This is a genomic window from Streptomyces sp. NPDC051578 (genome assembly GCF_044454045.1).
In the GTDB taxonomy this organism is placed as follows: Bacteria; Actinomycetota; Actinomycetes; order Streptomycetales; family Streptomycetaceae; genus Streptomyces.
Genome location: NZ_JBITDH010000001.1, coordinates 1,122,608 through 1,143,299 on the forward strand (window position 1 = coordinate 1,122,608; position 20,692 = coordinate 1,143,299).

Annotated in this window: 15 protein-coding genes; 4 read left to right on the forward strand and 11 right to left on the reverse strand. The window is 70.9% G+C overall.

What is annotated here, in order from left to right; translation table 11 throughout:
- The first annotated feature begins 12 nt into the window (after positions 1-12).
- The 4 genes from ACIA6C_RS05020 to ACIA6C_RS05035 are packed head-to-tail and all read left to right on the forward strand — an operon-like array spanning position 13 to position 2,982.
- Positions 13-573, forward strand: a complete 561-nt coding sequence (locus ACIA6C_RS05020; RefSeq protein WP_399272977.1) for a hypothetical protein — start codon at positions 13-15, stop codon at positions 571-573.
- Entirely contained in the window at positions 570-1,028 is a 459-nt protein-coding gene (locus ACIA6C_RS05025) for a ferritin-like domain-containing protein (protein ID WP_399272979.1), read from the forward strand. The genes ACIA6C_RS05020 and ACIA6C_RS05025 overlap by 4 nt, the downstream gene beginning before the upstream one ends.
- Before the next feature lie 16 nt (positions 1,029-1,044).
- Entirely contained in the window at positions 1,045-1,947 is a 903-nt protein-coding gene (locus ACIA6C_RS05030) for an aminoglycoside phosphotransferase family protein (protein ID WP_399272981.1), read from the forward strand.
- A gap of 42 nt (positions 1,948-1,989) precedes the next feature.
- Positions 1,990-2,982 (forward strand): slipin family protein, encoded by a 993-nt coding sequence (locus tag ACIA6C_RS05035; protein WP_399272983.1) that lies wholly within the window; start codon positions 1,990-1,992, stop codon positions 2,980-2,982.
- 708 nt (positions 2,983-3,690) lie between these two features.
- On the opposite strand, the gene ACIA6C_RS05040 is transcribed toward ACIA6C_RS05035, so the two are convergent.
- The 11 genes from ACIA6C_RS05040 to ACIA6C_RS05090 form a co-directional block, all read right to left on the reverse strand.
- Positions 3,691-5,385 (reverse strand): proline--tRNA ligase, encoded by a 1,695-nt coding sequence (locus ACIA6C_RS05040; RefSeq protein ID WP_399272984.1) that lies wholly within the window; start codon positions 5,383-5,385, stop codon positions 3,691-3,693.
- Positions 5,386-5,418: 33 nt separating this feature from the next.
- Positions 5,419-6,000, reverse strand: a complete 582-nt coding sequence (locus tag ACIA6C_RS05045; protein ID WP_361127932.1) for a GNAT family N-acetyltransferase — start codon at positions 5,998-6,000, stop codon at positions 5,419-5,421.
- A 95-nt stretch (positions 6,001-6,095) separates the two neighbouring features.
- Positions 6,096-6,941 (reverse strand): GNAT family N-acetyltransferase, encoded by an 846-nt coding sequence (locus ACIA6C_RS05050; protein ID WP_361127935.1) that lies wholly within the window; start codon positions 6,939-6,941, stop codon positions 6,096-6,098.
- 310 nt (positions 6,942-7,251) lie between these two features.
- Positions 7,252-8,409 carry a flavodoxin-dependent (E)-4-hydroxy-3-methylbut-2-enyl-diphosphate synthase gene (ispG, locus tag ACIA6C_RS05055; RefSeq protein WP_190186818.1) on the reverse strand — a complete coding sequence of 386 codons (1,158 nt, stop codon included), beginning with the start codon at positions 8,407-8,409 and terminating at the stop codon, positions 7,252-7,254.
- A 177-nt stretch (positions 8,410-8,586) separates the two neighbouring features.
- The gene (locus ACIA6C_RS05060; protein ID WP_366080475.1) at positions 8,587-9,888 is read right to left on the reverse strand and encodes a site-2 protease family protein; all 1,302 of its coding nucleotides are present in this window, start codon (positions 9,886-9,888) and stop codon (positions 8,587-8,589) included.
- Positions 9,885-11,138, reverse strand: a complete 1,254-nt coding sequence (gene dxr, locus ACIA6C_RS05065) for a 1-deoxy-D-xylulose-5-phosphate reductoisomerase (protein WP_399272985.1) — start codon at positions 11,136-11,138, stop codon at positions 9,885-9,887. Before dxr ends, ACIA6C_RS05060 begins: the two co-directional genes overlap by 4 nt.
- 21 nt (positions 11,139-11,159) lie before the next feature.
- The gene (locus ACIA6C_RS05070) at positions 11,160-12,512 is read right to left on the reverse strand and encodes a hypothetical protein (RefSeq protein WP_399272987.1); all 1,353 of its coding nucleotides are present in this window, start codon (positions 12,510-12,512) and stop codon (positions 11,160-11,162) included.
- An 89-nt stretch (positions 12,513-12,601) separates the two neighbouring features.
- Positions 12,602-14,545 carry an acyl-CoA dehydrogenase family protein gene (locus ACIA6C_RS05075; protein WP_399272989.1) on the reverse strand — a complete coding sequence of 648 codons (1,944 nt, stop codon included), beginning with the start codon at positions 14,543-14,545 and terminating at the stop codon, positions 12,602-12,604.
- A 674-nt stretch (positions 14,546-15,219) separates the two neighbouring features.
- The gene (locus ACIA6C_RS05080; RefSeq protein ID WP_399272991.1) at positions 15,220-17,367 is read right to left on the reverse strand and encodes an AIPR family protein; all 2,148 of its coding nucleotides are present in this window, start codon (positions 17,365-17,367) and stop codon (positions 15,220-15,222) included.
- A gap of 169 nt (positions 17,368-17,536) precedes the next feature.
- Positions 17,537-19,051: a class I SAM-dependent DNA methyltransferase gene (locus ACIA6C_RS05085; protein WP_399272993.1), complete on the reverse strand. Its 1,515-nt coding sequence runs from the start codon at positions 19,049-19,051 to the stop codon at positions 17,537-17,539.
- A 78-nt stretch (positions 19,052-19,129) separates the two neighbouring features.
- A complete protein-coding gene (locus tag ACIA6C_RS05090; protein WP_399272995.1) occupies positions 19,130-20,692 on the reverse strand; it encodes an N-6 DNA methylase in 1,563 nt (520 codons plus the stop codon).

The window sequence follows — 20,692 nt, forward strand, 5'->3', positions numbered from 1 at the left end:
ACCATGCCTTCGATGCCCGCAGCGCCCCACGGGCCCTCACGACGCAGCGTGCTCGCCGGAGCCGCCGGGGCGGCCGGGGCCGCGCTGCTCACCGGGTGCACGGGCGAAAGCGGCGCGAACCCCGAGGACAACGGGATTCCACTCGAACGGCGGATGCGGGAGAGCGCCGTACGTGACACCGAGCGGCTGCTGGAACGTTACGACGCCACCACCGCCGCCCATCCGGACCTGGCGGGGCGGCTCGCGCCGCTGCGCGCGGCCGTCGCGGCGCACCGCGGGGCGCTCGCCGTCCCCGGGTCCGCTCCCCCGGCCGGGGCCGGCGGGCCCTCCGCCTCGTCGTCCGGTCCGGCCCCCTCGGCCGGAAGCCCGGCGCCCCGCTCCGCGCCCGTTCCGGCGACGGCTGCCGAGGCGCTGACGGAGCTCGCGGCCACCGAGCGGAGCCTGTCCGAGGCGCGGACCATCGCGCTGGCCGGCGCACCCGGGGAACTGGCCCGGCTGCTCGCCTCGGTGGCGGCCTGCGGAGCCGTCCACGCGTACCTGCTGACCTCGACCACCCCCGGAGCCACCTCGTGAAGCCCTCGCCCTCCCCCGCGAGCCGTCCCCTGGAGGCCGCGCAGGCGGCGCTGGCCGCCGAGCACGCCGCCGCGTACGGCTACGGGGTGATCGGCGCGCGCACCTCGCCGGAGCGGGCGGCGGAGGCCCGGGAGGCGTACGGGAACCACCTCGCGCGGCGTGACTCCCTGACCCGGACGGTGCGGGAGATGGGCGGATCGCCGCGGGCCGCGGAGGCCGCGTACGCGCTTCCGTACGAGGTGCGCGGCCCGGCCGACGCCGAGCGGCTGGCCGCCGAGATCGAGGAGCGCGTCGCGGGCGCCTACTCCGATCTGGTGCGGGCCGCGGACGGTCCGCTGCGCCGCGAGGCGGCCGACGCGCTGAGCGCCGCCGCGGTGCGGGCGGCACGCTGGCGCGGCGGCGGCGTAGCCTTCCCTGGGCTCGCCGAACGCGCGGACCGCGCCCAGACCGGCTGAAAGGGATCACGCACGCATGGCTTTCGAACCGCCGCAGCGGCTTGTACGGGCGCTCGGCGAGGTGCCGGAACCGGCGCGGGACGCGGAGTGGCTGGAGCGGCTGCCGCGGCTCGCCGAGGAGGCGATGGCCCGGCGCGGGGTGGTGGCCCAGCGGGTACAGGCGCCCGGCGGGCGCAGCAGCCTCGTGGTCCTCGTGCGGTACTCCGACGGGACTCCGGCGGCTTTGAAGCTCGCCCCGCCCGCGGCCCGGCCGGACCTCGAACTGGCGGCGCTCGCGCACTGGGGCGGCTTCGGCGCGGTACGCGTCCTCGACTCCCGCCACCACGAACAGGACGGCGGGCTGCTCCTGGAACGGCTGCACCCGGAGGTGTCGCTGCGCTCGCTCCCGGAGGCGAAGGCCTTGCTGGAGGCCTGCGGCACCCTGCGCCGGCTGTGGGTGGCGCCGGACGCCGGCCACTGCTGGGAGACGGTGGCCCAGCGCACCGGCCGCCAGGCCGAGGAGCTGCGCAAGGCCCCGCCCGAGACGGAGGCACTGGCGGCCGAGGCGCTCGCGGTCCAGGAGGAGCTGACGGCCGCCCCCGGCGAGGAGCTGCTGCTGCACGGGAACTTCCGGCAGGGCAAGGTGCTCGCGGGCGAACGGGCGCCCTGGCTGACGGTGGGCCCCGATCCACTGGTCGGTGAGCGGGCGTACGACCTGGCCCGGCTGGTCCGGGACCGCCTGGAGGACCAGGTCGCCTCCTCGGCGGGGGCCTCGGGCGCCCGGCGCCGGGTGAACAAGCTGGCGGACGCGCTGGACGTGGACCGGGACCGGCTGCGGGGCTGGACGCTGTTCCGCGCGGTGGAGTCGGGGAACCGGGCGCTGGCGGCCGGACGGGGGCGCGAGGCCGAGCTGTTGCTGGAATTCGCGGCCTGGTTGTAGGGCATACCGTAGGTATCAGGATGTGTCCGCAGGGAGGCCGTCATGGTCCAGGAACTGCTGACAGCGATCATCGCGGCCGGCGTGGGCGCCGGCGCGGTCTCGGCCACCGCCGCACGGGTGGTGAGGCAGTACGAGCGGGGCGTGGTCTTCCGCTTCGGCCGGCTGCGTGAGGGCGTCCGCGGCCCGGGCTTCACCATGATCGTCCCGGGCGTCGACCGGCTGCGCAAGGTGAACATGCAGATCGTGACGATGCCGGTGCCCGCGCAGGAGGGCATCACGCGGGACAACGTCACGGTGCGGGTGGACGCGGTCGTGTACTTCAAGGTCGTGGACGCGGCCAGCGCGATCATCGAGGTCGAGGACTACCGTTTCGCGGTCTCGCAGATGGCGCAGACCTCGCTGCGGTCGATCATCGGCAAGTCGGACCTGGACGATCTGCTGTCGAACCGGGAGCAGCTCAACCAGGGCCTGGAGCTGATGATCGACAGTCCGGCGGTCGGGTGGGGCGTGCAGATCGACCGGGTGGAGATCAAGGACGTCTCCCTGCCGGAGACGATGAAGCGGTCGATGGCGCGGCAGGCGGAGGCGGACCGGGAGCGCCGGGCGCGGGTCATCAACGCGGACGCGGAGCTGCAGGCGTCGAAGAAGCTGGCCGAGGCGGCCGAGGTGATGTCGGAGCAGCCCGCGGCGCTGCAGCTGCGCCTGCTCCAGACGGTGGTGGCGGTGGCCGCGGAGAAGAACTCCACCCTGGTGCTGCCCTTCCCCGTGGAGCTGCTGCGCTTCCTCGAACGCGCCGCCCCGGCACCGCCGGACGCCGCGGCGCGCCCGCCGGCCGGCAAGGCCCCGGAGCCGCCGGAGTCCCTGACGGCCGCCTCGGAGCGCCTGAACGGCGCCCCGGCCCGGCCGGACCCCGAGCAGGCCCGGCGTCCCGGTCCCGCCTCCGACCGCCTGGACGGCTCCCCCGACCCGGACCCGCTCCTGCCCCCGGCCAGCCCCGTACCCCCGCCACCCGCCCCGGACGAACCGGACGCCTAGCCCCTGCCCGGACGCCCCGCGGGACGCCCCGCCCGCCCGGGCGGCCGGCAGGGCGGCTCGCCCGCGATCTTCTCCGGGCGGCCTCGCCCGTGCCACCTTGCCGGGCCGTCTCACCCGGACGCCTAGCCCTGCCCGGGCGCCCCGTCCGGGCGGCCTCGCCCGAGATCTTCTCCGGGCGGCCTCATTCGTGCCGTCTTGGCCCGGCCGTCTCACCCGGGCTACCTCACCAGAGCGATCTACACCGGGCGGGCCCACCAGGGCCGCCTTGGCCGGGCCGTCTCATCCGGACGCCTCGCCTGTGCCGTCCCGTCCCGTCCAGCCCGGTCCGCTCCGGTCCGGTCCGGTCCGGTTCAGTCTGATCCGGACTGCCAGATCCGGGCCGCGTCACCCGCGATCTTCTGCGAGCGGCTCTCCGGGCGGCCTTGGCCGGGCCGCCTTCCCCGTGCCATCGCGTCCGGGCCGTCTCAGTCGGGCCGTCTCAGTCGGACGGCATTGTCCGGCCAACTCGTCCGGGCAACCTCGGCCCTGGCGACCTCGGCCGGGGAGCCGGCCGGGTGGTCTTGGCCCGGGCCGGGGCCCCGGCCGGGGGCGTACGGGCGCCCGGTGCCGTGAGGCGGGCCGCCCGGGCCGTGACGCCGGGCCCGGGCGCCTCCCTCCGCACCGCGTCCGGCGCCGCGGAGCGCCCCCCGGAGACCGCCCGGCCCGGGCTCAGGCCAGGCGGGCCAGGGCTTCGGTGAGGGGGAGCTCCTCGCGGGTGCCGGTGGCGCGGTTCTGGAGTTCGACCACCCCGTCGGCGGAGCGGCGTCCCGCGACCAGGATCCACGGCACGCCGATCAGCTCCGCGTCCGTGAGCTTGACGCCGGGCGACAGGCCGGGCCGGTCGTCCAGCAGGACCCGGTGGCCGGCCTCCGCCAGCGCCGTGGCCGCCGATTCGGCCAGCGCCAGCGGCACGGCCTTGCCCGCCGCCACCACGTGCACGTCGGCGGGGGCGACCGAGGCGGGCCAGCACAGGCCCCGCTCGTCGGCGGTCTGCTCGGCCAGCGCGGCCACCACCCGGGAGACGCCGATGCCGTAGGAGCCCATGGTCACCCGTACCGGCTTGCCCTCGCGGCCGAGCACGTCCAGCCCGAAGGCGTCGGCGTACTTGCGGCCCAGCTGGAAGATGTGTCCGATCTCGATCGCCCGATCCAGGACGAGTCCGCTCCCGCAGGCCGGGCAGGGATCACCCGGCTCGACCACCACGACGTCCAGGTACCGGTCGACCTCGAAGTCCCGGCCGCACACCACGTTACGGGCGTGCGTGTCCGGCTTGTTGGCGCCCGTCACCCAGGAAGTCCCGGGCGCGACACGGGGGTCGGCGAGGTAGCGCACCTTCTGCAGACCCTGCGGGCCCACGTAGCCGCGTACCAGGTCGGGCCGGTCGGTGAAGTCCTCCGCCGTCACCAACTCCACGACCGCCGGGGCGAGATGCTCACCGAGCTTGCCCAGGTCCACTTCCCGGTCGCCGGGCACGCCGACGGCCACGATCTCGCCGTCCACCTTGACGAGGAGGTTCTTGAGCGTGGCCGAGGCGGGCACGCCCAGGTGCGCCGCCAGCGTCTCGATGGTCGGGGTCTCCGGGGTGGGGATCTCCTCCAGGGGACCGTGTTCCGCCTCCACCGGCGTCAGGGCGAAGGTGACCGCCTCGGTGTTGGCCGCGTAGTCGCAGGACGGGCAGTCCGCGAAGGTGTCCTCCCCCGCGCGGGCCGGCGCGAGGAACTCCTCGGACGCCGAGCCGCCCATCGCGCCGGAGACCGCCGAGACGATCCGGTGGTCCAGGCCCAGCCGCTCGAAGATCCGCCGGTACGCGGCGCGGTGGAGGGCGTACGACTGCGCGAGCCCCTCGTCGCTGACGTCGAAGGAGTACGAGTCCTTCATCTGGAACTCGCGGCCCCGCAGCACGCCGGAGCGCGGCCGGGCCTCGTCGCGGTACTTGGTCTGGATCTGGTACAGCATGACCGGCAGGTCCTTGTAGGACGTGCACTGGTCCTTCACGAGCAGCGTGAAGATCTCCTCGTGGGTGGGCCCGAGCAGGTAGTCCGCACCCTTGCGGTCCTTGAGCCGGAAGAGCAGGTCCCCGTACTCCGACCAGCGGCCGCTGACCTCGTACGGCTCCCTCGGCAGCAGCGCCGGCAGCAGCACTTCCTGCGCCCCGATGGCGTCCATCTCCTCGCGGACGATGCGGGAGACGTTCTCCAGGACCCGCTTGCCGAGCGGCAGCCAGGTCCACACGCCGGCGGAGCTGCGCCGGACGTAGCCCGCGCGGACGAGGAGGCGGTGGCTCAGGGTCTCGGCGTCGGCCGGGTCCTCACGGAGGGTCTTGGCCAGGAGGCGGGACATGCGCTGCACGTGTTGCGTTGACATGGGGCGAGCCTACCGACGCCCCCCGCGGGGCCGTCACCGAATTCCGGGCCTGCGCAGCGGCAGCGGGGCGCCCATCACGGCGTACGGGAGGCTCGCGCTCGGGAAGTACACGCGGCGGGCCAGGTCGGTGTAGCCGAGCGCGCGGTACAGGGCGCGGGCCGGGCTGTCGGTGTCGATGGCGGACAGGATGGAGCGGGGTTCGGCGGCGGCGTCGGTGATCCGGGTGATCAGCTCCCGGCCGACTCCGTGGCCCTGGAACCCGGGGTGCACGTGCAGTTCGGTGATGACGAAGGAGCCGTCGAGCCAGCCGTCGTGGCCACCGGCGCGCAGGTAGGGCTCGACGACGGTGGACCACCAGTGTTCGCGGTCGTTCGGCATGCCGTAGACGAAGCCGGCGAGCGCGCCGTCGTCGGTGTACGCGCCGAGCGCGCGGGCTCCCCGGCAGGCCATGTGGCGCTGGACGATGTAGCGCCGGATGCCGACTTCCTCGTCGCTGAGCCCGAAGGCGACGGCCTGCACGCGCAGGGCCTCGTCCACGCGACCGGCGAGGTCGAGGGGGCCGATGCGGAGTCCGGCGGGCCGGTGGGGGCCGTCGCCTTCGGGGGTAGGCAGCATGCGGTGACCTTACTCGGCGGTAGCGGCGAGGGGTACGGGTCCGGCACCGGGTCTTGTGGCCCCGGACTGTTCGCGGGGGCACCCTCCCCGACGGGTCAGAAGAGCACGCTCATGAAGGCGCCGACCTCACGGAAGCCCACGCGGCGGTAGGCCGCCCGCGCGGCGGTGTTGAAGTCGTTGACGTAGAGGCTGACCACGGGGGCCACATCGCGCAGCGCGTACTCCACGACGGCGGCCATCCCCGCCTCGGAGTGGCCCCGGCCGCGGAACTCGGGGTCGACCCAGACGCCTTGGATCTGGCAGGCACGCGGCGTGGCCGCGCCGATCTCGGCCTTGAAGACGATCCGCCCGTCGTCGACGCGGGCGAAGGAGCGGCCGGTGCCGACGAGTTCGGCGACGCGGGCCTGGTAGAGCAGTCCGCCGTCCCCGGCGAGCGGGGAGATGCCGACCTCTTCGGTGAACATGGCCACGCAGGCGGGCATGATCAGGTCCATCTCGTCCTTACGGACGCGGCGGACCAGGGGGTCGGGCCGGACCTCGGCGGACGACTGCTCGGTGATCATCAGGGGCTGGTGGGAGCGGACGTCGCGGGCGGGCCCCCAGCTGGGCTCCAGCAGGCGCCACAGCAGCCGGGTGGCTTCGGCGGGGCCGACGATGGAGGAGCAGCGGCGGCCGGTGCGGCGGGCGCGGTCGGCGAAGGCGCGTACGGCGTCGGGCCCGGCGCAGACGGGGACGAGGTTGGCGCCCGCGTAGCACAGGGAACGCAGCTCGCCGTCGCGGTACCAGCCCCACATCTCGCCGCCCAGGCGCCAGGGGTCGAGGCCGGCGACCTGGACCCGGGAGGTGACGAAGGCGTTCTCGACCGGCTCGCGCCCGAGGACTTCGAGCGCGGAGTCGAGATCACTGGGTTCAAGGACCCGGGTGGTGGTCTGCGTCAACACTGGGGCCTCACCATGCAAGTCTGCTGATCTCCGCACTGTACCCGGCGCCGCACGGGGATGCCCGGTCCCACAGGTCACGAAAAACCCCGTCCCCGCCTCCGGACTGCGGGGACGGGGACGGGGCGAAACCGCCACGGGCGGGGGAGCCGAAGGGGCGCGCGCACCCGTGGGGGCACCTCCCGGCCGGACTCCGGGGAAGAACAGGGTCCTCACGCGGAAGACCTCGGGGCACCAGCGGTAGGAGCACCCGGAGCCCGTGCGTCAGGCTGGTGGCGCCCCGGATGCGGGCCGAGCCCGGGAAAAGGGGGTCTCAGACGCCGATGGCGACGGTCGGCTCGCCGGAGGGGATGCCGTCCTTCTCCATCTGCTCGGCGATCTTCATGGCCTCTTCGATGAGGGTCTCCACGATCTTCGACTCGGGGACCGTCTTGATGACCTCGCCCTTGACGAAGATCTGGCCCTTGCCGTTGCCGGAGGCGACGCCGAGGTCGGCCTCGCGGGCCTCGCCGGGACCGTTCACGACGCAGCCCATGACCGCGACGCGCAGGGGGACCTCCATGCCCTCCAGGCCCGCGGTGACCTCCTCGGCCAGCTTGTACACGTCGACCTGGGCGCGGCCGCAGGAGGGGCAGGAGACGATCTCCAGGCGGCGGGGCTTGAGGTTCAGCGACTCCAGGATCTGGATGCCGACCTTGACCTCCTCGACCGGCGGCGCGGAGAGGGAGACGCGGATGGTGTCGCCGATGCCCTCGGAGAGCAGCGCGCCGAAGGCGACGGCGGACTTGATGGTGCCCTGGAAGGCGGGGCCGGCCTCGGTGACGCCGAGGTGCAGCGGGTAGTCGCAGGCGGCGGCCAGCTGGCGGTAGGCGTTGACCATGACGACCGGGTCGTTGTGCTTGACCGAGATCTTGATGTCGCTGAAACCGTGCTCCTCGAAGAGGGAGGCCTCCCACAGCGCGGACTCGACGAGCGCCTCGGGGGTGGCCTTGCCGTACTTCTTGAGCAGCCGGGCGTCGAGCGAGCCCGCGTTGACGCCGATCCGGATCGGGGTGCGGGTCTCGTTCGCGGCCCGCGCGATCTCCTTGACCTTGTCGTCGAACTGCTTGATGTTGCCGGGGTTGACGCGGACGGCCGCGCAGCCGGCGTCGATGGCCGCGAACACGTACTTCGGCTGGAAGTGGATGTCGGCGATGACCGGGATCTGGGACTTCTTGGCGATCGTCGCGAGCGCGTCGGCGTCGTCCTGCGTGGGGCAGGCCACGCGGACGATGTTGCAGCCGGAGGCGGTCAGCTCGGCGATCTGCTGGAGCGTGGCGCCGATGTCGGAGGTGCGGGTCGTGGTCATGGACTGCACCGAGATGGGTGCGTCGCCGCCGACGGCCACGGAGCCGACCTGGATCTTGCGGCTGACCCGGCGGTCGGCGAGCTTCGTCGGCACGGACGGCATTCCGAGAGAGATGGCAGTCATCTGCTGTGCAACCCCAAGGTGTGGTTCAAGGTCCCGAGATCGGCGGGCTCCAGGCTTCGAGATTACGCCAAGGCGCGGGTGACCCACGCATCGCAGGGGTTCGCGCCACCCGAACGTAGGGAGCCGGGCACGATGCGTGCCCGGCTCCGTCCGTGCGCCCGCGCGGCGGGCGCGGCGCTAGCTGATCTTGATCGGGTTGACCACGTCGGCCACGAGGACCAGCAGGGTGAAGCAGACGAAGAGTCCCGCGACGACGTACGCGGCCGGCATCAGCTTCGCCACGTCGAACGGGCCGGGGTCGGCGCGCCGGAAGACGCGGGCGACGCCCCGGCGCAGGGACTCCCACAGGGCGCCGGCGATGTGGCCGCCGTCCAGCGGCAGCAGCGGCAGCATGTTGAACAGGAACAGCGAGAGGTTGAACATCCCGAGGACGCTCAGCATCGTGGCGAGGCGCTGCTCGCCGGGGATGTCGAGGGTGGCGATCTCACCGCTGATGCGGGCGGCGCCGACGATGCCCATCGGGGAGTCGGGCTGCCGTTCGGCGCCGTTGAAGGCCGCGTCCCACAGCGCGGGGATCTTCTCGGGGAGCCGCAGGAGGCCCTGCACGCTGCTCTGCGCGACATCGCCCATGTGGTCCACGGACTCGCCGAAGGTGAGCGGCGCGATCACTTCCCTGGGGCCGAAGCCGAGCCAGCCGGCGGTGACGTACTGGCCCTTGACGTACCCGCCATGGCCGTCTGTCTTGGCGACCTTGTTCTCGATGAGCGTCGCCCGCAGGGTCAGCTCGCGTCCGTCCCGTACGACGGTGACGGTGGCGGGGCCGACGGTGTCGCGGATCTTCTTCTGGAGCACGGACCAGTCGGTCACCCGCTCGCCGTCGAAGGCCACGATCTTGTCGCCCGCCCGGAGGCCCGCCTTCTTGGCCGGGGCGACCGGGTCCCCGTCCTTGCAGATCTCGCGCTTCTCGCTCTGCTGGATGACGCAGGGCGAGACGGACGCCACCTGGGTGGTGGTCTGGTTGACGCCGAAGGTCATCCACAGCCCGAAGAAGATCGCCAGCGCCAGGACCAGGTTCATGAACGGCCCGGCGAACATCACGATCACGCGCTTCCAGGGCTTGCGCGTGTAGAACAGCCGGCTCTCGTCCCCGGGCTGGAGTTCCTCGTACGCGGCCGAGCGCGCGTCCTCGATCATCGAGCGGAACGGGGAGGTCGAACGGGCGGTGACCTTGCCGTCCTCGCCGGGCGGGAACATCCCGATCATGCGGATGTATCCGCCCATCGGGATGGCCTTGATGCCGTACTCCGTCTCGCCCTTCTTTCGCGACCAGACGGTGCGGCCGAAGCCGACCATGTACTGGGGCACGCGGATGCCGAAGAGCTTGGCCGTCGAGAGGTGGCCGAGCTCGTGCCAGGCGATGGAGAACAGCAGGCCGAACACGAAGACGACCACACCGATCAAGGTCAGCAAGATCGTCATGCGCGCGCCTCCACGGCGGCCCGTGCCGCCATCTCCTGTGCCCGGGCCCTGGCCCAGGTCTCCGCTTCAAGGACGTCCCGGACGGTGAGGGAAGTTCCCGCGTCCGGTGTGCCGTGCTCATCGACCACGGCAGAGACCGTATCCATGATTGCTGTGAACGGCAGCCGACCGGCCAGGAAGGCTGCCACGCACTCCTCGTTCGCCGCATTGAACACGGCGGGCGCGGTGGAGCCGAGGGTACCGACGTGCCGGGCCAGGTCCACCGCCGGGAAGGCCTCGGTGTCCAGCGGGAAGAACTCCCAGCTCGACGCCTTGGTCCAGTCGAAGGCGGGCGCCGCGTCGGGGATCCGCTCGGGCCAGCCGAGGCCGATGGCGATCGGGCCGCGCATGTCGGGCGGGGTGGCCTGGGCCAGCGTCGAACCGTCGGTGAACTCGACCATCGAGTGGACGTACGACTGGGGGTGGACCACGACCTCGATGCGGTCGAAGGGGATGTCGTAGAGCAGGTGCGCCTCGATGACCTCCAGCCCCTTGTTGACCAGGGTCGCCGAGTTCACGGTGATCACCGGGCCCATCGCCCAGGTCGGGTGGGCGAGGGCGTCCTGGACGGTGACCTTCGCCAGGTCGGCGCGGGTACGGCCGCGGAAGGGGCCGCCCGAGGCGGTGACCACGAGCTTGCGGACATCGGCCCGGGTCCCGGCAGCCAGCGCCTGAAAGAGCGCGGCGTGCTCGGAGTCGACCGGGATGATCTGGCCCGGCTTCGCGAGGGCCTTGACCAGCGGGCCGCCGACGATCAGCGACTCCTTGTTGGCCAGGGCCAGGGTCCGGCCCGCGCGCAGCGCGGCGAGGGTGGGCGCGAGGCCGATGGAACCGGTGATGCCGTTGAGGACGGTGTGGCACGGGGAGGCGGCGAGAGCGGCCGCCGCGTCGGGCCCGGCCAGGATCTCGGGCAGCGGCTCGGACCCGCCGTACTGGGCGCTCAGCGCCTCTTTCAGCGCGGGAACGGCGTCCTCGTCGGCCACCGCGACCGACTGGACCCGCAGCTTCCGGGCCTGCTCGGCCAGCAGCGCGACGCGCCCGCCGGCGGCGGACAGCGCGGTGACCCGGAAGCGGTCCGGGTTGCGCAGGGCGAGGTCGATGGCCTGGGTGCCGATGGAGCCGGTGGAGCCGAGGATGACGATGTCCCGGCGGCCGACCGCGGAGTCGAAGAGGAGGTGCGGGTCGGCCAGGGGGGCTGGGCTGTCGGTCATGCCCCCCATTGTTGCCGCAACTCAGGAGCGGTTGGACACGGAGTCCCCCTGAACGACACCGGCCAGCAACTCCGGGAGGGTCCCGGCGAAGTCGGGGAGCGTCAGGGCGGCCCGCCACCACGCTTCGGCGTCGGCGCCGAGGGCCGCCGTGAGCAGCCGGTCGGCCTCCGCGCGGGAGGCGAGCACGGCCGCCGGCCGGTCGTGCCGGTCGGGGTAGTCGTCGTCGCCGAGCCAGTGGTCCTCGTCCAGGGCCCAGGCGGCGGGGGCCTTGTGCCGCAGCACGTCGGCGCCCGTGAGCAGGCCCGAGTCCAGGCAGGCGCGGACCCAGCGGACGTCCTCGCGCAGGTCGCCCATCGCGTTGGGCACCGCCAGGCTGGCGAGGGCCAGCTCCCGGTCCACGCTGGGCCCGGGTTCCCGTACGGCGCCCGGCGCCAGGGCGTCGACGGCTTCGGCGAGGCCCTCCGGGCCGGGCCCGGGGTGCGTCGGCGCGCTGCCGGCGGCCACGGCGGCCGCCAGCTCCGGGAGGGTGCCGGGGAAGCCGGGGGCGCTGCGGCGCAGTTCCTCCCACAGGCGGGGGTCGTCGCCGAGTACCGGGCGCAGGACGCGGACCAGGGCGGCCCGCATCCCGGCCCATTCGGCGAGGTTCCAGGCGAAGCGCCCGATCGCGTGGGCCTGTCCGAGCAGCAGGGTCCGGTGGGCGGGCGCCACGGCCGCCGCGAGTTCGTCGAAGGTCAGGGTGCCAGTGCGCACGGCTCGCACGGCCGGGCGGTGCCAGTGGGGCCCGTACGCGGCCTGCGCGCGGGTGTCGAGCAGCGCGAGGACGACCTCCCGGTCGAGCCCGGCCACCAGCAGCAGCGCCTCGACGGAGCCGGGCGGGAGCGGGGCGCGGGAGTGCTCGCGCAGCAGCGCGTCCGGGTCGAGTTCGTACGGCAGGGCCAGCACGTCGAGCGGTATCCGTGGCCGGCGGCTGCCATGGCGGCGCAGCAGGGCGACGAGTTCCGCGCCGCTCAGCGGCGGGCCGTGCTCCCCGGGCGCGGTGGGGGTGCGGCCCAGTTCGGCGCCGAGGGTGGCGAGCAGCCGCGGCGAGGGCCCGGGGCGGCGCCGGTAGCGGGCGGGCCCGGGCAGCCCGGGCAGGGGGCGGCCGAGCACGTGCGGGTTGCGGGCTACGTGGCGGCGGTCTTCGTCGGTGCCGTCGCGCAGCAGCAGGGTGACGGCCCCGGCGGGGAGGTGCTCGTCCCGGCACAGGTAGCGGCGGGCGGCAGGGTCGAGGCGGCCGAGGAGACCGGCCGCGACCGCATCCGGTGCGTGGCGCAGCAGCAGTGCCACGCACCAGGCCAGCCGTCGGCTGTAGCGGTCTTCCTCGGCCGTCGCCATCGCTGTGCCGCCTCGTACTCGTGCCGGTTCCCGGGGCCGGGACCCGTGGCTCCCGTACACCAGTCTGACTGCACACCGATCATGGCAGGTCAGCGCAGTGGACGGTGCACGTTTTCCTTCTGTGAGGGGCCGGGGGCGGCGTCCGCGATCCAGGGGCCGTCGCCCGAGGGGTCGAGGACGCCCTCCTCCAGCCAGGTGTAGGTGCCGGAGAGGACTCCCGCGACGACCTTGCGGTCCAGGTCGTCGGTGTTGGACCAGAGCCGGCCGAAGAGTTCCTCGACCCGGATCCGGGACTGGCGGCAGAACGCGTCGGCGAGCTGGTAGGCCTCGCGGCCGTGTTCGCCGGTGGCCCGAAGGTGCTCGGCGCGGACGCAGGCCGCGCTCATCGCGAACAGTTCCGCCCCGATGTCGACGATACGGCCGAGGAAGCCCTGCTTGGTCTCCATGCGGCCCTGCCAGCGGGCCATCGCCATGAACGTCATCCGGGCGAGCTTTCGGGCGCTGCGCTCGACGTACCGCAGGTGGGTGGCGAGGTCGGGGTGGCCGGCCGGGTGGAACTCGCGGTAGGTGCCGGGGACCTGTCCGGCTCCGGTGGCCAGCTTGGGCAGCCAGCGGGCGTAGAACCCGGCGGCGCGGGCTCCCGCCTTGGCCTTGTCGCCGAGGTCCTTGTCCGGGTCGATCAGGTCGCCGGCGACCGAGAGGTGGGCGTCGACGGCTTCCCGGGCGATCAGCAGGTGCATGATCTCGGTCGAGCCCTCGAAGATGCGGTTGATGCGCAGGTCACGCAGCAACTGCTCGGCAGGGACGGCGCGTTCGCCGCGCGCGGCGAGCGACTCGGCGGTCTCGAAGCCGCGTCCGCCGCGGATCTGGACCAGCTCGTCGGCCATCAGGCAGGCCATCTCGGAGCCGTAGAGCTTGGCGAGGGCGGCTTCGATGCGGATGTCGTTGCGGTCCTCGTCGGCCATCTGGGACGCGAGGTCGACCACGGCCTCCAGGGCGAAGGTGGTCGCGGCGATGAAGGAGATCTTCGCCCCGACCGCCTCGTGCCGTGCGACGGGCCGGCCCCACTGCTCCCGGACCCCCGACCACTCGCGGGCGATCTTGAGGCACCACTTCCCGGCGCCCACGCACATCGCGGGCAGCGAGAGGCGGCCGGTGTTCAGCGTGGTGAGCGCGATCTTCAGGCCGGCGCCCTCGGCTCCGATCCGCTGCGCGGCCGGGACCCGCACGCGGTGGAAGCGGGTGACGCCGTTCTCCAGACCGCGCAGGCCCATGAATGCGTTGCGGTTCTCGACGGTGATGCCGGGGGAGTCGGCCTCCACGACGAAGGCGGTGATCCCGCCCCGGTGGTTCTCGCTCTTGGGGACCCGGGCCATGACCACGAGCAGGTCGGCGACGACCCCGTTGGTGGTCCAGAGCTTCACCCCGTCGAGGACGTACGCCTCCTCCCCGTCCTCGGTGACCGGGACGGCCGTGGTGGCCAGGCGGGCCGGGTCGGAGCCCACGTCGGGCTCGGTGAGGAGGAAGGCGCTGATCGCGCTGGTGGCACAGCGGGGCAGGTAGGCGTCCTTCTGCTCCTGGGTGCCGAACATCTTGAGCGGCTGGGGCACGCCGATCGACTGATGGGCCGACAGGAGCGCCCCGATGGCGGGGCTGACGGAGCCGACGAGCGCGAGCGCCTTGTTGTAGTACACCTGGGTGAGGCCGAGCCCCCCGTACTTGGGGTCGATCTTCATCCCGAGGGCGCCGAGCTCCTTGAGTCCGCGCACGGTCTCGTCGGGGATCTTCGCCTCGCGCTCGATGCGCGGGCCGTCGATCTCGCGCTCGCAGAAGTCCCGCAGCCGGGCGAGGAAGGCCTCGCCGCGCCGGACGTCCTCGTCGGCGGGCAGTGGGTGGGGGTGGATCAGGTCGAGCCGGAACCGTCCCAGGAACAGTTCCTTGGCGAAGCTGGGCTTGCGCCAGTCCTGCTGCCGGGCCGCTTCCGCGACCTGCCTGGCCTCGCGCTCGGTCACCTTGGGCTGTGTTGCGGACATGCGGGGACTCACCTCGCCGCCGAGTCGGATGACTTTCCGGAATACCGGTCGGTGCTACCTGTCAGTCGTACCCCCTCGGGGGCACCCGGAAAAGCGGGGCGGGGCAGGGTGGGGGAACGGACGGGTGAAAAGGGGGACGGCCGGAGCCCCCGCACAGTAGGTCACACGGAGTATCGCTGACCTGCGATTTCTCCCTGATCAGCCGGTTTCCCGTGTGGCGTAGCCCGCGATGGCCCGGGAGAGCCCGCACTGGGCCGCGATACCGCCCCTGTATGTTCCCGCGGGAACATACAGGCCAACGGGACCCGATTCATGCCGCTGAGCACGTTGAAAACGATCCCCGACAGCATGAAGCACTCATGACAAAGTCGTATGCCCCGCAAGGTTGTGAGTGGCGTCGGCTCCGATGCCTCGCGGGCTGTGATGAGCCGCGCTCACTACGGCACCCCGGCAATCAGGACCCCGGGCCCGCACCTACTCTGCCGGCCGGGACAAGGTGGCTCGGGGCGGTGCAGCGCAGGGCTTCGAGATCCTGGTGCACATGGCAAAGCACGGCTGTTCGAGGAGCGTAGCGATGGAGAGCCCGGAAACTCGGAGACTCTCAAGCCGAGGTTCGGTAAGCGACCTCGGAGAAGAGTGATGCACCAGAACCGTGCCCAGACCAACCCGGTCGATCAGTTTGTTTCTTGGTCGCCCACTCCTTCACCCTCTATGTCTTCGAGAAGTCGACGAGCGAGGTCAACCAGCGTTTCACCACCCCCAGTCGCCCAACGGGCCGTGCCCTGGTTTGAGACGGGACGCTCCTCCCACTCAGCGAGTTCCCACATTCGGGCGATGAGCCCGGAGGGTGAGTAGCGATTGCCGTCGGCAGCCCACAGAAGCGGCTTGGTGTGGTGGTTGACCCATGTAGCTCGCGAGCGCAGTTCATTGGCGGCGAGCCAGGGCTCCAGGGCCCTGCGCTCGGACTCGATGTAGGTGTGCAGGAACATCGGCGCTCCGTCCTTCAGCACACCCTGGCCAACGATGACGTGCACAGCATTGGGCCGGCGGCGCTTGCGTTCCTTGGTCGGACCGTTGCGGTACTTCTGTGGGAGCTCACTGCCGACGGTCGCCGCCGAGCCCAGTGTGTCAAGTACATCCGTCACCAGGGCACGCACCGACCCCGCATCCGCGCACAGGTACTGGATGCGGGAGCGTTCACCGATCGCATCCATGGCCATGACCAGAGCGGGGACCGTGCGGGCAAGCAGTTCGGGTACTTGCCGGATGGCGACCTCCGCCCAAGCAAGTGTGGGATCGGGTTCCTCGATGGCCCCATCTGCCTCGTCCGCATCACGGAGCTGCCGGAACACCAGGTGGGCGATAAGGTACGTCCCGTGCTCGACGGCGGCGGCAGCCCGACCTGAGTAGCTCTTGCGAAGCTCAGCTAGTCCCGCACGTACAGCACGCAGCACCCTCACCGCGTTCCACAGCAGGAAGACACTCGGCTGCGGGCGGAAGAGCGCGTCATACACGCCCTGCCCGCCCCGCTCCCACAAAACGTCCAGATTCGACGCGATGCGGGCCGCGTACTGGCTACCCGGATGTGCACAGGCAAGGGCACACGCCGCCTCCACCACGGAGCAGCCGGCGTCCTGCATCGGCTCCAGCTCGCCACGCCGCACCCCGTAGACGAGGCCGAACTCGGCCTCCATCTCCTCGATGAGGGCTGCCTGTACCGGGTCGAGGGAGATGAAGTCCCTTGCCTCCACGCTGTTCTGGCGGTTGGTAGCCCGGGTGGCCTGTTTCGCGAACTCCGTCGCCCCACCCGTGACGATGACCCTGATCCCGACGTCCGCCGCATACGCGTCGTTGCCGCCCTTGGCAACGGCATCGGCAATCGAGCGGACCGTCTGGGCGCCGTTGACGACGCTCGCTCCATGGATCTTCAGGTTGAGCGGGTACCTCTCTGGCACTCCGATCTGCCGGTGCGTCGCCTCCAAGGACTCGCACAGGACAGTGATCCCGTTATTAAAATACCAGAAGTGATTGGGCTCTTCGACGAGCGTGGTAACGAGTTCGTTGTTGATCGAGGTCAGGCCGAGCGGGTTACGGATGTTGCGCGCGAAGAGACCATTGCCCGCCTGCGCCCAGGAAGCGACCTGATCCGCTGACACCACGCCCTGATAGGACTCGTACAGGTTGGGCAGCTTGAACCAAGGGCTGAGGTCCGCTTCCAAGTCGATGGGCTCGTCTGTTATGTCGTCTCGTACGAGGGCGTAGATCTCGCGAGCAAGGATCACCTTGTGGTCGAGCCGATCACCGTGGTGGTTGAACTCCCCTTCGCCGTTGACCAGCGCCTGGTTCAGTTCGGCCGACAGAGGATCGGTCCCCATGAGCACGATGACCTGCGTAACCGGAACCGTTCCGCTTACCATCAGCTGCTTCGCCCGCTCCGCAAGGAGCCGCCCGCGCGGGTTGAACTGAGCGAACTGCTCGCTGTCGATCAGTCGCAGGCCGGCAAAGAGACCGTGGATCACCGGAAGTTTCGCCGTGGCGTTCCCTTTGTTGGACCACTTGCTCTGCACCAGGTGGACGTGCTTGCGGTCGTGGTCCACTGCGATCGCGTCGATGCCCTGGTCGGCTCCGCCGTCGATGACGGTGAGCGCAGCGTCACTCGGGCTCCATCCGGTGACGATCCGTACGGCGTGCGCTGCCAGCGCCCGGCTCCGAAAGTTGCTGACCCTGCTGTCCTCAGAGTGATTGGCGAAGTCACTGACATCGATGAGGTCGGCATAGGTCTCGTCCAGGGCCCGGGCAACCTGACGGACCTGGGTGGGCACATCGTGAGTGGACGGACGAGGTGTGCGGTGCGGTGCGGGCATGTGCGCGGAATCCCCGATCTTCCGTACGACGGCGGGATCCGTCGACGTGTTGCGGTTGTGTGCAGCTGATGCGGGCAGAGAACTACCCAGAGGTGCGACGAGTTCCCCGCCGGGACCTCGACCGGCCTTACGCGAGGCTCTCTGCCACCGTGCGGAAGCGTTTGCCCGCCTCGTCAAGGTGCTCGGCGATGGACAGAGCGATCTCTCCTGGGGAGCCGAAGTCGTCGAGGGTTGCAGCGAGGCCCACCTTCAAGTCGAGGCTGACACCCGGCCTTTGGAGCAGTTCACTCACGGGATAGGAACGAAATCGCGGAGACGGGGTGCGCCCTCGGTGGTCGAGCTCGCCAGGCCGATAGGCGGCTAGGAACTCCGCGAAATCGGCCTCGGTGAGGGGCCTTCCCGTGTCCGTGTGGTGGTTGTCGGTCCGGGCGTCGTACACCCAAAGCTCACGGGTGGCGGGCTCACCGGTCGGCCGGGGGACGGACTTGGTGAAGAAGAGGATGTTCGACTTGGAGTTGGTGCCATGGAAGATACCCGTGGGGAGCCGCAGCAGAGTGTGGACGTCACAGTTCTTGAGAAGCGCCTCGCGGACGGTGGCGGCAGCGCCGCTTCCGAAGAGGACCCCGTCGGGAACGAACACGGCAGCCCGGGCGCCCTGCGGCAACGTGATGGCAAGGTGCTGGAGGAAATTCGTCGGCAGGTCGGCCTTCTGCGCCCAGAAGTCATCGCGTCGGTCGGTGTCGGGGACGACGTCGCCGCTCTTGAACGGGGGGTTGCAGATAGCCACGGTCGCGGCCACGTCCCGGTGGTACCGGCGGACGGCGACACCCTTCTCCTTGAGGGAGTCTGCGCGAAGGACGGGCGGCATGTCCGAGAGGACCCGTCCCGTGTTGAGCAGGATGTTCATAGTGGCAAACCGACACATCTGGGCGTCGATGTCAGCCGCGGCGATAGCGGTCGAGTCGACATACGTACTGGAGGCGGTCATCTCCCGGTGCGCGGCAATCAGCGTGCTGCCGAGGCCGCCGGCCGCGTCGATCACTCTGTCTTCCGCGGTGACGGCAAGGGCCTTCGCAACGACGGCAAGGAGCGGCGGCGGCGTGAGGATCTGACCCGTCTGCCGCTTAGTGAGGAAGTCCTCGCGACACTCAGCGAGCATGGAGGAGAACGCCTCACCGAGGGTGCTCTGTGGTACAGCGGTCCACCGGTACGGGGCGAATTCCTCGACGACGAGCCGCCTGAGCTCGGACATCCGGTCTATGTTCCAGGGCTGGGCATCGTGGAAGAGGACACTCGCGGTGGCCCTGCGCGGGTCAGCGGGGTTGGGGGTGCCGAGCTCGTCCATCAGGCGGGCGAGGAAGGCGTGCAGGTCTTCGCCGTTGAGGTCGGTGAGCTTGGGCCAGCTGCCGGCCGGGGCGACAGGCAGTTTGGCGAACCGCCCGGGGCGTTGGGTGTGTTCATGGTCGAGCTTGAGGAAGAGCAGGTAGGCGATGTGCTCGACAAACTCGAGACGGGTCAGGGCCTTGATGCTGGTCTTCTCCCGATAGAACTTCCACAGGCGCTCTGTGATCCGCCTGCTCGTCCATTCGCTTTCCGGCGGCTCCCACGCCGCTCCCCGACCGATGCCCCGCCCGACCGCCATGCTTCGCCCTGCCTTCCGTCGTGCTCCCGAGCGGACCTGGACCTCACGGCCCCATCGACCCGCTCGGGTGACGGCGGCTTACCGCTCTGGTGCTTCTTCGCCTTCGGTGGTGCTGTCGTCCGCGGTCTGCGCACCCGTCTTGAGTGCACGGGCAACTGCGGTGAACTGGGCCAGGGCCGTCTCCAGTTCGTCCACGATCTCCTGGGCGATCACGTCGGGGGACGCGAAGACCATGTCGGAGGACGAGGCAGACTGAAGGACCGTTAGATCCAGATTGACCTTGTCGCGAGCGATCAACTCATCGTAATCGAACGCACGGAACCGTTCACTGGGCTTTCGCGTCGAATAATCGGAACCGCCGGAGTGATAGGCCGCGACGAAGTCGTCGAGGTGCTCACGGCTCAACTGGCGCTGCTTGAGGGTGAAGCGTTGGTCGGTGCGGAAGTCGTAGACCCAGAGTTGGCGGGTGCCGGGGCGGCCTCCAGAACGCTGACCGGTCTTGTCGAAGAACAGGACGTTGGCCTTGACGCCGTTGGCATAGAAGATGCCGGTCGGGAGCCTGAGGAGGGTGTGCACGTCGCACAGGTCGAGGAGGTTGCGGCGGATCGTGGTGCCCGCGCCGCCCTCGAAGAGGACGTTGTCGGGAAGGACGAGGGCGCCGCGCCCATTGGTCTTCAGCAGGTTGTAGATGTGCTGGACGAAGTTGAGCTGCTTGTTGGTAGTAGAGGCCCAGAAGTCGGTACGGGCGGTGTACGCCTCGCCGGTCACCGAACCGACACCGAAGGGCGGGTTGGCGAGCACAATGTCGTAGTGCTTGTGGATCGGCTTGGCCAGCGAGTCCTGAATGGTGATCAGCGGCTTGGCCTCGGAGGTTCCGATGCCATGCAGCAGCATGTTCATCAGGGCGAGGCGGGCGGTCTCGCGGACCAGCTCGTAACCAGTGATCGAACCGGTCTGGAGCTTGCGGCCCTCGTCGCCGTACAGCTCATCCTCGTAGCGGGTGGCGATGTACGCGTGCGCGGCGATGAGGAAGCCGCCGGTGCCGCAGGCCGGGTCGGTGATCGTCTCGCCGATCTTCGGCTGGATGCAGTCGACCATGGCGTCGATGAGCGGGCGAGGGGTGAAGTACTGACCCGCACCCGTCTTACGGTCTTCCGCACCTCGCTGAAGAAGGCCTTCGTAAGCGTCCCCCTTGAGATCCTGGTTCTCGGTGGTCCAGGTGTGTGGGTCGATCAGGTCCTTGATCAGGCGTTCCAGGACAGCCGGCTCATGGATCTTGTTCGACGCCTTGGTGAAAACCTCGCCTAGCATGGTGCCGCCGCGCTGACCGAGGTCCTTGAGAATGAACTCGTAGTGTTCCAGCAGCGCTTCGGCGGACCGGGTGGTCAGGCTCGTCCAGTCGCGCCCTACGGGGACGAGGGGTGCTTCGGGGGCGTTGCGGCGGAATTTAGCAGGGCGCTTGGCGCGCTCGTCCGCCATCTTCAGGAAGAGCAGGTACGTGAGCTGCTCAACGTAGTCGAGAGTCGAGACCCCGGAATGGCGCAGCAGCTCGCAGTATGACCAGAGGCGGTTGACGAGTGTGGAGGTCGGGACCTGCTGGTCAGAGGGCTGGATCGGGGTCGCCGACTTGTCGGTACTCAT

Bases quoted from the DNA above. Each gene is read 5' to 3' on its own strand.
- ACIA6C_RS05020 (WP_399272977.1), top strand. From the start codon at position 13: ATGCCCGCAGCGCCCCACGGGCCCTCACGACGCAGCGTGCTCGCCGGA.
- ACIA6C_RS05090 (WP_399272995.1), bottom strand. From the start codon at position 20,692: ATGAGTACCGACAAGTCGGCGACCCCGATCCAGCCCTCTGACCAGCAG.
- ispG (WP_190186818.1), bottom strand. From the start codon at position 8,409: ATGACTGCCATCTCTCTCGGAATGCCGTCCGTGCCGACGAAGCTCGCC.
- ACIA6C_RS05040 (WP_399272984.1), bottom strand. From the start codon at position 5,385: ATGTCAACGCAACACGTGCAGCGCATGTCCCGCCTCCTGGCCAAGACC.
- ACIA6C_RS05060 (WP_366080475.1), bottom strand. From the start codon at position 9,888: ATGACGATCTTGCTGACCTTGATCGGTGTGGTCGTCTTCGTGTTCGGC.
- ACIA6C_RS05045 (WP_361127932.1), bottom strand. From the start codon at position 6,000: ATGCTGCCTACCCCCGAAGGCGACGGCCCCCACCGGCCCGCCGGACTC.
- ACIA6C_RS05030 (WP_399272981.1), top strand. From the start codon at position 1,045: ATGGCTTTCGAACCGCCGCAGCGGCTTGTACGGGCGCTCGGCGAGGTG.
- ACIA6C_RS05070 (WP_399272987.1), bottom strand. From the start codon at position 12,512: ATGGCGACGGCCGAGGAAGACCGCTACAGCCGACGGCTGGCCTGGTGC.
- ACIA6C_RS05085 (WP_399272993.1), bottom strand. From the start codon at position 19,051: ATGGCGGTCGGGCGGGGCATCGGTCGGGGAGCGGCGTGGGAGCCGCCG.
- dxr (WP_399272985.1), bottom strand. From the start codon at position 11,138: ATGACCGACAGCCCAGCCCCCCTGGCCGACCCGCACCTCCTCTTCGAC.
- ACIA6C_RS05075 (WP_399272989.1), bottom strand. From the start codon at position 14,545: ATGTCCGCAACACAGCCCAAGGTGACCGAGCGCGAGGCCAGGCAGGTC.
- ACIA6C_RS05035 (WP_399272983.1), top strand. From the start codon at position 1,990: ATGGTCCAGGAACTGCTGACAGCGATCATCGCGGCCGGCGTGGGCGCC.